17 protein-coding genes and 1 pseudogene are annotated in these 13,298 nt (G+C 40.3%); 5 read left to right on the top strand and 13 right to left on the bottom strand.

What is annotated here, in order from left to right:
* Window positions 1–112: 112 nt before the first annotated feature.
* The 12 genes from FM107_RS00640 to FM107_RS00585 form a co-directional block, all read right to left on the bottom strand.
* Window positions 113–577 carry an MbnP family protein gene (locus FM107_RS00640; protein WP_086946601.1) on the bottom strand — a complete coding sequence of 155 codons (465 nt, stop codon included), beginning with the start codon at window positions 575–577 and terminating at the stop codon, window positions 113–115.
* Entirely contained in the window at window positions 546–1,271 is a 726-nt protein-coding gene (locus tag FM107_RS00635; protein WP_086946600.1) for a superoxide dismutase, read from the bottom strand. Before FM107_RS00635 ends, FM107_RS00640 begins: the two co-directional genes overlap by 32 nt.
* Before the next feature lie 18 nt (window positions 1,272–1,289).
* Complete coding sequence (locus FM107_RS00630; RefSeq protein ID WP_086946599.1) at window positions 1,290–1,778, bottom strand: cytochrome c; 489 nt, start codon at window positions 1,776–1,778, stop codon at window positions 1,290–1,292.
* Between the two features lie 23 nt (window positions 1,779–1,801).
* Window positions 1,802–2,752, bottom strand: a complete 951-nt coding sequence (locus tag FM107_RS00625) for a hypothetical protein (protein WP_086946598.1) — start codon at window positions 2,750–2,752, stop codon at window positions 1,802–1,804.
* Window positions 2,753–2,762: 10 nt separating this feature from the next.
* Complete coding sequence (locus FM107_RS00620) at window positions 2,763–3,830, bottom strand: cytochrome-c peroxidase (protein ID WP_086946597.1); 1,068 nt, start codon at window positions 3,828–3,830, stop codon at window positions 2,763–2,765.
* 15 nt (window positions 3,831–3,845) lie between these two features.
* Complete coding sequence (locus tag FM107_RS00615; protein WP_256959261.1) at window positions 3,846–4,745, bottom strand: MbnP family protein; 900 nt, start codon at window positions 4,743–4,745, stop codon at window positions 3,846–3,848.
* A 5-nt stretch (window positions 4,746–4,750) separates the two neighbouring features.
* Window positions 4,751–5,872 (bottom strand): cytochrome-c peroxidase, encoded by a 1,122-nt coding sequence (locus FM107_RS00610; RefSeq protein WP_086946596.1) that lies wholly within the window; start codon window positions 5,870–5,872, stop codon window positions 4,751–4,753.
* Entirely contained in the window at window positions 5,872–6,744 is an 873-nt protein-coding gene (locus FM107_RS00605; RefSeq protein ID WP_086946595.1) for an MbnP family protein, read from the bottom strand. The genes FM107_RS00610 and FM107_RS00605 overlap by 1 nt, the downstream gene beginning before the upstream one ends.
* Before the next feature lie 32 nt (window positions 6,745–6,776).
* Window positions 6,777–7,619 carry a FixH family protein gene (locus FM107_RS00600; RefSeq protein WP_086946594.1) on the bottom strand — a complete coding sequence of 281 codons (843 nt, stop codon included), beginning with the start codon at window positions 7,617–7,619 and terminating at the stop codon, window positions 6,777–6,779.
* Window positions 7,620–7,717: 98 nt separating this feature from the next.
* Window positions 7,718–7,933, bottom strand: coding sequence for a hypothetical protein (locus FM107_RS19445; protein WP_179204356.1), 216 nt, complete (start codon window positions 7,931–7,933; stop codon window positions 7,718–7,720).
* Window positions 7,934–8,112: 179 nt separating this feature from the next.
* Window positions 8,113–8,667, bottom strand: a complete 555-nt coding sequence (locus FM107_RS00590) for an SCO family protein (protein ID WP_179204355.1) — start codon at window positions 8,665–8,667, stop codon at window positions 8,113–8,115.
* Between the two features lie 414 nt (window positions 8,668–9,081).
* A complete protein-coding gene (locus FM107_RS00585; protein ID WP_086946591.1) occupies window positions 9,082–9,414 on the bottom strand; it encodes a helix-turn-helix domain-containing protein in 333 nt (110 codons plus the stop codon).
* Between the two features lie 111 nt (window positions 9,415–9,525).
* On the opposite strand from FM107_RS00585, the gene FM107_RS00580 reads away from it, so the two are divergent.
* From FM107_RS00580 to FM107_RS00560, 5 genes are all read left to right on the top strand, one after another.
* Window positions 9,526–9,903, top strand: coding sequence for an SDR family oxidoreductase (locus FM107_RS00580; RefSeq protein WP_086946590.1), 378 nt, complete (start codon window positions 9,526–9,528; stop codon window positions 9,901–9,903).
* A gap of 39 nt (window positions 9,904–9,942) precedes the next feature.
* Window positions 9,943–10,332 (top strand): nuclear transport factor 2 family protein, encoded by a 390-nt coding sequence (locus FM107_RS00575; protein ID WP_086946589.1) that lies wholly within the window; start codon window positions 9,943–9,945, stop codon window positions 10,330–10,332.
* 376 nt (window positions 10,333–10,708) lie between these two features.
* Window positions 10,709–11,308 (top strand): SCO family protein, encoded by a 600-nt coding sequence (locus FM107_RS00570; RefSeq protein ID WP_086946588.1) that lies wholly within the window; start codon window positions 10,709–10,711, stop codon window positions 11,306–11,308.
* A 22-nt stretch (window positions 11,309–11,330) separates the two neighbouring features.
* Window positions 11,331–11,708 (top strand): hypothetical protein, encoded by a 378-nt coding sequence (locus FM107_RS00565; protein WP_179204354.1) that lies wholly within the window; start codon window positions 11,331–11,333, stop codon window positions 11,706–11,708.
* Between the two features lie 37 nt (window positions 11,709–11,745).
* On the top strand, window positions 11,746–12,615 hold the full coding sequence (locus FM107_RS00560; RefSeq protein WP_086946586.1) for an AraC family transcriptional regulator: 870 nt from the start codon (window positions 11,746–11,748) through the stop codon (window positions 12,613–12,615).
* A 470-nt stretch (window positions 12,616–13,085) separates the two neighbouring features.
* Here FM107_RS00560 and FM107_RS19635 read toward each other — a convergent pair.
* Window positions 13,086–13,298: pseudogene (locus tag FM107_RS19635) on the bottom strand (hypothetical protein); the annotation flags it as partial.

Genomic DNA, 13,298 nt, shown 5'->3' with positions numbered 1-13,298 from the left:
AATTGTTTGACTCATATCTTTTTAAATTATTTAAACAAAGGAAGGCATCACATTTTTCGCAAGACTTGTCATTTGACAATTTCGGTCGTAAATTAAGAGCCTGCGCTCGCCCTTAGCGATCAACGACATCGTTTACCGGATCGAAAGGATTTTCAAATTTTCGGATAGGTAGTTTTTGAAGGTTTATCTGCCCTCGCTTTCTGGCAGGGGAGGTATAAGCTCCATCCTGAATAAGAATGTCTTTAGTTTCTTCGATGAGATAGTAAGAGTTTGGGATTTCGATCCATTCGCCATTCTGTTTTTGTAATCGGATATTGCTCACCCCCCAATATCTAAAACTATTAAACCTATAGATCTTGCCATCAATGTCGAAAGCCTTATCAAGTGCGAAATTCTCGTTGCCTACGACATTGTCAAACGCGATAGAAAGATCTCCACCAACTACTTCCACAAGGCCCGTATCCTTAGAACAAGATGCCACCATCGCCAATGATGCGATGGAAAAAAACTCTTTTTGATCATATTGTCTATTGTATATGATTAATTTATTTAGATGTACGATATAGTTGTGCGACATGTTCCCAGTTTACAATCTCCCACCATTTATCGACATAGTCTGCACGCTTGTTCTGATAGTTCAGATAATAAGCATGTTCCCACACATCGAGTCCCAAGATCGGAGTACCTTTGAATGACGACACATCCATTAAAGGATTATCTTGATTGGGCGTTCCACCAATTTTTAATCTATTACCGTCTTTAACCAGCCATGCCCATCCCGAGCCAAACTGCCCCAATGCTACTTTAGTAAATTCTTCCTTAAAAGATTCTAACGATCCAAAATTGCTACTGATTGCTTGGGCGAGCTGACCCGCAGGTAAGTTATTTTGTGTCGGTTTACAAAGGATAGACCAAAAAAGTTCATGGTTAAATGCACCTCCAGCATTATTACGGAGCTTAGTAGAATAGCGGGATATGCGAGAAAATAAATCCTTTGCATCACTTGCCGATACATTGTCTGCGATAATTGCATCATTCGCATTCTTAACATATGCCGCATAGTGGCGTTCGTAGTGAATTTCCATAGTAGCGGCGTCGATGACGGGCTCGAGGTCGCTGTAGGGGTAGTTTAGTTTGGCTATCTCGAACTTAAATTTGCTAGTTGCGTTTGATTCTAAGATACTACCTGCAAATGTCTTATTGGTTAAAAATAAACCTGTACCCAGCATTAAACTATTCTTAACAAAATCTCTTCTATTTGTGGTTTTCATGATAAATGGATTTTAGTTTTAATTCGTTTTTGCATCTTCCTGTCTTAAGTATTCCAGTATAGACTTTGCTTCCTGTTCATTCAGGCCAACACTGACCATCATACTTTCGAAGTCGTCTTTTAGGGCAAGTGCATCTGGATCCTTATCGAACATTTCCTGTGTATTTAACATTAAATTCAGGATCCATTCCGGTGTTCTTTTCTTTGTAACACCTTTTAAAGCTGGGCCCAGCTTGTCTTCACCGTGTTCATGACACATCGTACACTTCACTATGAAAAGCTTGTTGCCATCATCCGCAACACGCTGCTGAAATTGAGGTTGTGTAAATGACCTGATAGGTCCGATCCCTTTGTTGCCCTCTTTAAGGTAATCGTGGACGACCATCTCTTTAGGTTGGTCTACTTTTGCCTCCGGTGGAGTTTCCGAACTGTTTGTCTTTGGGTTGTTATTACAGGCAATCGCTGTCGTGAGAAGACCAACGAATAGTAATATATTTAATCTCTTCATATCTGTTTATTTTAGTTGTGAAATTAAAAGGAGAATGACACGTGGGTCATAAAACGATTTTCTGCCTTTATACGTCCGTCAGCAAGATTTTGGTTGATCGGAGTCTGAAAATTTCCGCCGATCGAGATTGCCCCGATATTGATTTCAATGCCTGCAATTCCCATGGTGGAATGGCCACCAGACTGCACGAGATCAAAACGGTTATAAAGCACATCTTTTGGCTGGGTTTCATATAGTACACCTGTATTGGGAGAAATACGTACTTTGTTCTTAATATTGAATTTATAGTATGCCAGTGCATTAATCGTTAATTTATTGGCATAACGATATTCATGCTTGTTTTCTGTGTTAATTTTATACGTTGTATTAACGTTAAGACCGGCATCCATCAAGCGGATATCGTAGGCTGCATTAATCATAAAATCAGTACTCGCCGTTCCTAATTGGAAGTTGTTCGGAGCGCCCATCTCTGCACTGGATTGCTCACTGGTATCATATTCACCGGTAGGTGTCTTGATTCCTGCCCCCAGCCATAAGGACTGAATAAGAAGTTTGTTCGTTCCTGTCGTACGGACGTCATCCAAAAGCTTGTAATGCCCCATAATAACAATATCGCCAAGACCGTTCTTCTTTCCGGTTTCCAAGCCGTTGTTACCAATAGTCCGCTCATTGAAACTGTACGGAATAATAGCCATCACTCTCCATCGTTCTCCGAAATTCCATGCACCCCAAAGTTCCATCGTACGATAGGTTTCATTGGTTGAATTCGGTGTGCGGATACCGTTAGGGCCGAGGTGGGTCTGTAGTCTATTCTGTTGGTATCGTAGACCCACGAAACGTTTGTTAAAGTCCGGTAGGATACCCAGATAATAGCTTCCTACGCCGCAACCACAAACATCACAGGCTACTGACACAGGCATATTCGCAAGTAGTGCGACAACGGACAAAATCGACAGTATAATTTTCTTTCTCATATTCCAATATTTAATTGACGATAAGATCAGACCCGAATGGTTCTGAAAGTAATTTATTTGACAAAAAGGTAGGGTCTTCCAATGTTTTCAGAAAGGCCATTAAATCTGTTTTTTCATCCTCGCTCATGGTAATGCCCAACGTGCCGTCAGATTGCTGGAACAGCGGATCCAGTGTCGGCGAATCTACCATGTCATGACGATAATGATCGAGCATACGGCTCACGGTCAGATAACGTCCGTCGTGTGTATACGGCGCGGTAAATGAAAGATTCCTTAAAGAGGGTACCTTGAATTTGTATTCGTCATTTACGTTACCCGTTACGATAGCCCTTCCTTTGTCATCACTTCTATTGGGACGTATACCATTGTTGCGGTAGCTAAGATCCGTGAATAGGGGTTCTTTGTGGCAGTTCGCACAGTTATTCTGAAAAAACAGATAACCACGTTGTTCCGATTCAGAAAAGGAAGCACCTTCTTCCTTACGCATCACTTTGTCGTATTTGGAATCACTACTGGTAGCCATGAGCATAAATTGCGACAAGGCCCTAAAAAACAATACATCTGTAATCTCCTCCGTCCCGAAAGCTTTCTTGAACAACGCAGGATATTCCGGACGGGCTCTTAATTTGAGCAGGACGTTGGGTACCGTCTCGTCCATCTCCACCTCACTATGTATAGCATTTACTCCTGACAAGTCGAGATCAAATACACCACCGTCCCAAAAGAACTCATTGTGCCAGGCCAAGTTCATAATCGGCATGGGATTACGTGTCCCCAGCCGGTCATCAATCCCGTGACTTACGTCATGGCCGTGATGTGTAAATCCAGCGCCTTGTATATGACAACTCCCACAGGCAATGGTATTGTTTCGGGAAAGCCGTGGTTCATAAAACAGCTTTTTCCCCAATTCAAAACCATCTTTTGTTACGGGGTTTCTGGAAAGGTCATAGGCAGGCTTGGGAAAATTGGAAGGCTGTACAAATCCAAAGAATGTTTTCTCGTCCTCCAAGATGTCATTTCCTTTCTTACAGGCCCATATCAAAGCAAGAATTGCGGTAAGAGCTATTATTTTCTTCATCTCTTCTTTGTTTTATTAATTCGATGAAAGTTCTTCTTCACTTCGTACATAGTTTTCACTATGGTCATGCGTAAATAGGGAAGCAAAATTACCTGCGATATTCCCACTATCTTCTTTGTTGAACATGACATTAGGCTTATCGGCTATACTCAATTTGTAGGGACCGTTAAAGATCTGCATCACATCGACCATTAAATGCACATTACTTCTTAAACCCTCCCGAACATGTGCCAAATGGTCACCACTTGTCTTGGTAAGGTCTACGGTTATCACTTTAATGTTATTCATTGCTTCGGGGTCATCAAAAGGATAACCAAAACCACCGATATGATATTTGAATTGTTGATTACCAGTAGGGTCACCTTGCTGATCATCGGATACTACCGCACTGTTCCCTTCGAGTTTAAAGAAGATATAACCCTGGCTCCATGTCCAGAACATTCCTGCGTGTCCTTCTCCTGGATTGAAAGAAAGCACGCCCGTTCGACGTTCCATGGGCATCATGTTTCTTTCCTGATCGACCCCGATCATAAACTCAACTTTCGTGTAATCTCCTTCTGGCACTTTGACCTTTGTGAAGCGGGTAGTTTTGTCTGATCCATCCACCATAAAATAACTATCGTCCTGCGGAACGGTGAAGCTACTCCCGTCAGCTTTGTAAAGCTTGATGTTGCTTATATAATACATCAGGATACGTATGCTGAATTGCTCGCCCTTTGCATTTCGGTACAGATAGTTAGGGTCGATATATAATCGGTCTTCCCCGACGATATGGTCGAATTCAATAGAGAAATCGCCCATTTTAGTTTCGTCAATAATATCGTCGTCCTTTTTACAGGCCGATAGAAGAAAGCAACACGCTACAAATGCGGTCGCCATATTCTTCCAGTTTCTTTTTATCATTTTATAATTCATATCAATTATTTAAAAGGATTTGAAAAATCCTTGTTCGCCAAAAATGTCTCATCAGTAAGCGCATTGAGAAACGACTTAATTTCCTCGACTTCTTTGTCTGTCATGGGGATGCCGACCCGGTCGTTGTTCTGGTATAATACCGAAGCGGTAACAGGGGTATCTTTAATATCGAAACGATAATGATTTAGTACTTCATCTATCGTTTTAAATCGTCCATCATGCATATAGGGTGCGCTTACCATCACATTGCGTAGCGTAGGTGTTTTGAAAGCACCCAAATCCAATGCATTATAGGTAATACGGTATCTGCCCCAATAAATTCCCTCATTCGATCCGTTCGAGAAATCATCGTCTATCCCGTTATTGTGGAAACCATTATCCGTGAATAGTTCCCCCGTGTGGCAACTGCCACACTTTTGGCGAACCAGATTCAGTCCGCGAAGCTGGCCGGTAGATAGCGCGTCCAGCTGTTCTCCTCGACGGTATAAGTCATATGGAGCATCTGCCGAGATCAACATCCGCTGGAATTGCGATAGTGCCATAGCCGTTCGATGCTCACTCGGTAGCTCTCCGAATGCTGTTTGAAATAATTTAATGTAAGTAGCATCTGCCTTCAACCGTTCTACCAGCACGGGTAGGTACATGCCCATCTCATCTGCATGGGTCAGCGGACCAAAGGCCTGCGACTCCAGATTCGTCGACCCTCCGTCCCAGAAAAAACCGTTGTCTGTCCACGCTAGATTAATCAATGTGGGCGAGTGCCGCTCCAACGGTTTACCCGATATACCAGCCGTGGTAATAGCCACTCCATCGGAAAATCCTTTTCCTTGGTGGTGACAGCTTGCACAGGAAACCTGCCTGTTGGCGGACAAAATAGGATCGTAAAAAAGTCTCCGGCCCAGTTCAACCCCCGCTTTGGTCAGCGGATTTGAGGGCAGATTCGTTTTGGGATCGATAGCGGATTTGACCGCTTCGGGAAAAAATACGGGCTGACGAAAAGCAAAAGGAATCTCCTGCTCGCCGGTAATGGGTAAGTCATCCTCCTTTGAACAGGACAATGCGCCGAGCACCCCAACCACAAGGACGAAGACGCCAGTGACGTGTTTATTTCTTAGCTTTATAGACATTAATTTGCTTCCACAGAAGCCGAACCCGCTTCTTTGAATGTTAAAGATTTACTCAAGAAAGCATCGCGAAGAGCTTTCATCAGTTCTTTTTTATTTTGGCTGATACTGTTATTTACCCACGGTAGATCGGTCGCCGCTAGCAGCTCTTTTACGTCCACCTTGAAAGTGACTTTCCCTGAGTTTTGGGCGTCAATTTTTAGTGGTGTAGTCAGGTCTACGGTTTTTTCGGCACCTTTAAATAATTCATTTGAACCCGTTTCCCAAGACAGCGCTTTCGAAGTTGGTGTTCCGTCTGCCCAATGAATAGTTCCAGCTAAGGTCAGGAATTTGTAACTGGTGAACCACATCCATCCATCACTGACCCCCATACCGTTCAGCGAACCAAGCTCACCTGTTGTCAACGCGATATTGTCATTGTATTTTTGATCCACACCGATAGAAAATTTAACGGCTTTATATTCACCAAAAGGGATGTCCTTGATCATCACTTCTTCGCGCTTGGTAGCCGGATACTTCTCTCCATTGACCAGATGTGGTACAACTATTTCGTTGGTTTCTTCCACCAGATAATAGGAGTCAGGTACGGCATGCTCTTTATTGTCTTTGTCAATTAGTTTGACATTACTGACCCAATAACGAAGACGATTAAATTCAAATTCCATATCGTAAGTACTACCCGAATTAACCAGCTGATAGGGGTATTTCTTATTTAACTCAAAATCTCCATCACCATATTGGGCATCAAATGTCAGCGACAAAGTCCCTGCCTGGTTGGCGTAAACAATTTTTTCGACTTCTTTAATTTCGGTTTTTTCACAGGATGTGAATACCAATGCAGCTACAGCCACAAAAAGTAGGGTTTGCTTTTTCATTTCTCTAATTATTATGCTAATTGGTTTGTTATTTATTTAACTTCTACAGGAAATACCAGTTCTTCCTGGGATACCTTTTCTCCGTTTTTAAACAGGTTCGCTTTGATTATCCAGGAGCCTTTCATGGTGAAATTGACCTTTCCGTTATAACGTCCATTACCTTCACCTATAGCAGTTTCATTATTAGGAGAACCATGGTCCATATCCGGCATAAAGGATTCTACCTCCACGGTATAGTTATCTAAAGGAGGAAAAACGTTATGATCCATCCTGTGAAGCGTGAAGCCGATAGATTGTGCACCAGTCTGCACTTCGTTTGGTAGCAATAGACTAACGAACACCTGGCCATCATCTTTGGTGCCCACGGGGATAGTGCGCGCAGGCTTCGCCTCAGCGATGGGCAAAAGAAAAGATAAGCTATCTTTTTTGTTAAGAATCGTATGCAATACCCATCCTTCGCCCATATCATCCATGTTGGCCATGATAAAGACAACTTCGGCCTTAAATAGCCCATTGCCCAAATCGACTAAAGGATAATAGGGACCCCCATGTGACACCATTCCCATGTCCATGACAACATCGTAGTCAAGAAGAGCATCCGTTGTGGGGGCTCCATCGAGGCCCGTGACCTGAATATAAATTGTTTCGTTTTTGCTTGTCAGACTGTCTTGCGCAAATACACTCACCTTATTGTCGGTTAACGTAGTATCTGCAATTCTGATTAAGGCGTTTATATCAACCGTATGAACTGCCGTGTCGATCGGGTTTTTTTTTGGGGTTTGTGTATTATTTCCGCACCCGGTTAAACTGTATACCAAAGCCATACACGCAATACCTAAAAGCATGGATACTTTTCCAAAGTAAATTGATTTCATTCTCGATTTTATTCAGTACCAAAATCACCATGTCGGCCGCTGGAAGAATAACAGCATCCTTTGGCCAATCACAGCACAACTAATTTTATAGGGATAAATCAGGCTTGGAATCGAGGAGGGCGGAAATTGTTCTTTAAATGGATAAAGCTGTAGTAAGCATTATAATGGGCTACATAGTTATTTTCTAAACGAACAGAAATACTTTTGGGCATAACGAACCAATCTTGAATCAGGCAGATGAAGGTCTCGTATTTTACATTTTGCGGAAGGCTTTTATCAGAAGATTTCTCATCGAGTGCTTTGAGCTTTTTCATGAGCACACATTGACCATTACAATGCATTTCAGGCCGGGTTCTATTTTCACAAAGGTTTGCTGCAATAAATGATCGGTTACTTTCAAACCACACAAATACCCCCATGCTTCCCAGACATTGGAAAGCAAGTACAATAAGGAGTAAGAAAGATATGATCTTTTTCAATTTGGTTAAAGCGTTTACAGTTGTTTCAATAATTTTCGGATGTCTTCTATTGCCTTTGTTGCTTCTTCTTCACTCGTGCCATCGTAAACACCCCTAACATGGCCTTTGGTATCTATCAGTGTAAATGCGCCGCTATGGTCAAAACCTCCCGGGACATCGGGGTTTTCCTCTGCATACGAAAAATAACCTTCTTTGCCTGCAATCGTATAAACAGCATCCTGAGGTCCGTTTAAGAATCTCCAATTTAATGGCGCTCCAAGTTTTTTGACATAATCGCCTAGCACAGCTGGTGTATCATGTTTATCGTCAATGGTATGGGATAAAATAACGAACCGCTTTTCGTTCTCAAATTCCTTTGCGATTATCAGCATATTTTTGGCAAGCAACGGGCATATAGTTGGACAACGTGTAAAGAAAAAATCTGCAAGATATATCTTGTCCGCTACATCCTCATTAGAAATCCAGACGCTATCCTGGTCCACAAAGCGGAATGTTGGAATAGTGTGGTATATCGTGTCGTTAATTTGTTTACCATCTTCTTCGACCAATACAATTTCCTTCTCACCCATAATAGGGAGATTTTCTTCGTCCTTGTTTTGGTTAATACAAGAATGAAAGACAGAAATACTAAAAAACAAAAGAGACGCTTTAAGAAATTTGAAAGACTGCATATATTTTTTCCTTATATCAGATTATACCAATAATTGTACGCAAAGTTACCACTCTATATATTCACGAGCATAAACTTAAGCGTGCCATTGATTTAGGTTTTCGTGCATAAGTTACCTTATCCAACTTATATTAAATATATACATGGCAAATTGCTGTAAACTTGGTCAAATTTACAGATATCGGTTATCCCAATCTCTTTTAAGCCTTTCATTCCTTATTGATGCATCAGCCCACAATGTAATACCGAACTGCCCATTCATTAAAAAGTTAATTCTGTAGGGTCATTAACATACCGCTGTCAGTAGGGTTTGTTACACTAAATTTTCCAATCCGAATTGAGCCAGTTGATCCACAATTGGCAAAGTTTTGAATCCTAATTCGGTGAGCCGGTATTCTACTTTCGGGGGAATTTCGGGATAGACTTTTTTGCTGACTAATTTATTCTCGACAAGCATATTCAATTCCTGAATCAACATTTTTTCGCTGATACCAGTAACAGCCCTTTTCAATTCACCGTACCGCATTACACCCTCGTTGATTTGGAACAATATCATTAATGTCCATTTACCACCTAGTAAAGTTAAAGACGCTCTAACAGGGCAACTATCATCGCAAGGTGGATTTCTTTTTAAGTTTTTTTCCATTGATAATCAACAATTCTAACCATTTAGTAGGTACCAAACTCATAGGTAAGTACTTGTGCAAAGGTAAGTAATAGTGTATTTTTGTACAAGTTATCATAAGATAAACGGAGAATGAGAATATTAGTATTTGGAGCTACAGGCTCACAACAATTCGGCATACTAGGTGAAGCAAAGAAAAAAGGTGCAGAAGTAATTGCTGCGACAAGCTCAGAAAATAGTTTTGAGAAGTTGAAACAGGCGGAGGCAAGGCCGGTTTTGGCAAACTTAGCTGATGCAGATAGAATTAACGAAATTACCAACCGCGTGGATGCAATTGCCTTTATGATTCCTGTATCGCTTCCCAATCCTTTTGATGATTTGCAATATTCCAAGAACGTAATTGATGCAGCAAAAGCAAATGACGTAAAAAAAATTGTATGGAATACAAGTGGCTGGTTAGAAGCTCAAAGAATAGATTCTCCGGTAGATGATGGATTTTTCGGAAAGTGAAAAAAGTATTAATAATTAGAAATTTTTAAAACAAGTATTATGACAGCAATAGAAGTAGTAACGGCTTATTCAGCAGCCCTTTCGCAAGGAGATATTCCTACCGCATTTTCACATTTTAGTCCGGATGCCAAATGGCACCAACCGGGAAACCATCAATTTGCCGGAACCAAAATAGGTCTTGATGCCATTGGCAAAATGCTAGGCGATATGATGGTAGCCACAGAAGGTTCATTGGTTATCGATCCTACTGGTGCTTTGATGGTTAACGGGAATTTAGTTTCATTTCCTACTCGTTTTAGCGGTAAAATTGGAGAAAGAACAGTGGATATGAACGGTGTGGATTTGTTTGAAGTGGTGGATGAGAAGATTGTTCAGGTTTGGTTGTTTTCAGAAGACCAGGCTGCTGAAGACGAGTTTTGGGGAAATTAAATCCTTTTAAAATTTCAAAAAGGACGGTTGGTTTTAATGCTTTACCGTCCTTTTTTACTTATGAGCCAAACCATTAGCAAATAAAGTGTTTTTGTATATCTCACTCGAAATAATGTTAGTAATCTATTTATAGAAATTTTAAAATCATTCGGAAACAAAAAAGTAGGTTATCTATGTTCCTACCTTAGACTGGGGCGTACCAAATTTTCATACAAAGTTTCCGCTCTATATTTTCTGACAGCTACATAAGCGTGCTATTGGTTTAGGTTTTCGTGCATAAAGCAACTTAAATAGAATATCGTGGGAGTCGACACAAAAGGTTTAAGGTGAGAAAACGTATATTTGGATATGAAATTCTAATATTTGTCAGCACTTTATGAATAGAGTCTTGTTGTTATTAATGGCGTTTAGTTTTGCCTCTTGTCAGGAGATCAGATTGCCTTATCTGGGCACAGCTTCAACGCAGGGGGAGACTACCATTTATCCGACAATTGACTCGTTTACGATGCTCAATCAAGATAGTATGGAAGTATCCTCAAATAGTTTGAAGAACAAAATACACGTGGCATCGTTTATTTTCCTTTCTTGTCCGACAATCTGTCCCCAGATGATCGTTCAGATGAAAGAGGTGCAGGAGAAAACCCAAAGCATGGACGACGTGCTTCTACTTTCGTATAGCATAGATCCGAAACGGGATACCATACCTGCCCTAAAAGCGTACGCTAATAAAATAGGGGCAAAAGGTAATAAATGGCATTTTCTGTATGGGAATCAGGAAGAGGTAATGCGCTTGGCGGACAAATCTTATTATGCAATTGCATATCCTGATAGTCTGGCTCCCGGAGGTTTTACGCATAGTGGAGGCCTTCTTTTAGTCGACAAGGATCTTCATATCCGGGGAGTATATGATGGCACATCAAAGGAAGAAACAAAAAGGCTGTTGAAAGACATCGCTATACTAAAAAAAGAAAAGTAAATTTTATTAAATTCGCTCAGTTTTGAAAAAATTCATGTACATATCGTTGCTTTTGGCTGTTATCCTGCAGTCCACAAGCAGTATATGGATTTATCTGGGTTTTCAGCTCAACCGCGATTACATCGCAGGACAGCTATGTATCAATCGATTTGAAACCATTCCCATATGTAAAGGATCCTGTTATCTGGAAGAAAAAATTAAAGAGGAAACAAGTAACGACGATGCACAGATAAAAGTTAAGTTGCTCGAGTTTGTTATGGTTTTACCTGTTTTCGATGATAACCACAAAAGACCTATTCAACAACTCGTTAAAGATATTGTTTTTAGACCGACTTCTTCCGGACCTTTGTCCAACGGATTTTGCTTTAGCATCTTCAAACCACCGATATTCCTTAGCTAATTAATCCATCGATTATTTAAATTAAGGAAATATTATTATGGTTGTCAGAACAGAAGAAATAAACGTTTTGACACTGGAAGATATGGAAAATCCGAATATAGGTTTTACCGTCACTCCGCTTCACACCTTTAATCAGCAATACGGTTTTCTGTCCTTGCCCAATCAAAGAATGTTCTATACGATCATCTATTTTGAGGAAGAAGGGGGGAGGTTTGCCATCGATCAGTCGATCGTACAGATTGAAAAAGGAGAAGCGCTAAGCATTGCCCCATCCAGTGTCTGCACATTTGAAATAAATAAAGAAGCGAAAGGTTGGATTTTGCTTTTTACGGAAGCTTTTTTTACACAACGTTACAATGATAACGTGTTGCATGACTTTTCTTTTTTAAAGAGTAATGCAGTATATAAGCACTTCGAAAATAATATAGACTTTGCCAAGTGGCGCATGATGATGGATTCGATGCGTGATGAGCTCAAACTGTCAGACAAAGATTCTAAAACGATCTTGCGGTCTTATTTGAATATTGTACTCGGAATGCTAGAACGTTGCAGTGGTCTACGTTTGGCTACGTCTTACAATAAGGAAAGAGAGAATAGAGTTCGAGCATTCGAACAATTGCTCGAACAGTATTATAAAAAGGAACGGTTTCCCTCGTTCTATGCAGAGAAGCTGAACATTTCAACAAATTATCTGAACCGCGTCTGTAGAGACAGACGGAATAAAAGTGTGGGTGAATTGATACGCGACAGAATACTGCTGGAAGCGGAGCGGTTGCTGTATCATACGTTCAAGAATATATCTGAAATTTCATTTGAACTGGGATTTGACAGTTTGTCTTATTTCATCACTTTTTTTAAGAAAAAACACGGTGTTAGTCCGGAGGAATTTAGGAAAATGCAAAGATAAAGTAAGCACTTTAATCAAAATAGCTTAGGCAGTTCTTTCTCGGTAGGACTGCTTTTTTATGCTATACGAAGTAGTCTTGTTTTTGTCTATTGTACAATTTAATTGAACATAAGCCAAGTATCTCTTGAGTCGGTTTTTATGATTCAATGATAACACGTTCAAGGATAATCTTTTTGTAATAATTTGCAAAAAAGTGATTTTATTATTATTTTTAACTATCTTTATATCAGTCTGTTATAGTTGTCCGATAATTATGTTGAATCTGCCCTCAAGTAAGAAAGATAATCCTGTTGCCTCAGTTAGATACGTTTTGGAGTTTTATGAAAATTAAATTGACGTCTTCCTATACAGTAAACTAACACTAGGAAACACTAGATTTCGATATAATATTTTTTAGTACTTAAAAACAACAAACCTATTCAAATATAGCACAAAAACAACTTCTTGGAATTTTTATAGAATGTTTCCCCCTACAGGAAAAATTGTATGAGACCGGCGGTGGCAGTTACATCTGCATTTCGTTTTCTCAATAAGGTTAATAGCGTATCGTCCACATAACTGTTCAGTAAGATAATGGAAGTTTGGTACTTCTTAATAATACCGAAATGCGAAACGTATCGAATCATAGCAGGGATTTTTTGCTTAAGTTTGGGATAGTTTCTTGATAATGCATGGCAAAGAAA

This window comes from Sphingobacterium sp. JB170, assembly GCF_900163865.1.
Taxonomy (GTDB): Bacteria; Bacteroidota; Bacteroidia; order Sphingobacteriales; family Sphingobacteriaceae; genus Sphingobacterium.
This window is presented reverse-complemented; position numbering and strand designations above follow the sequence as displayed.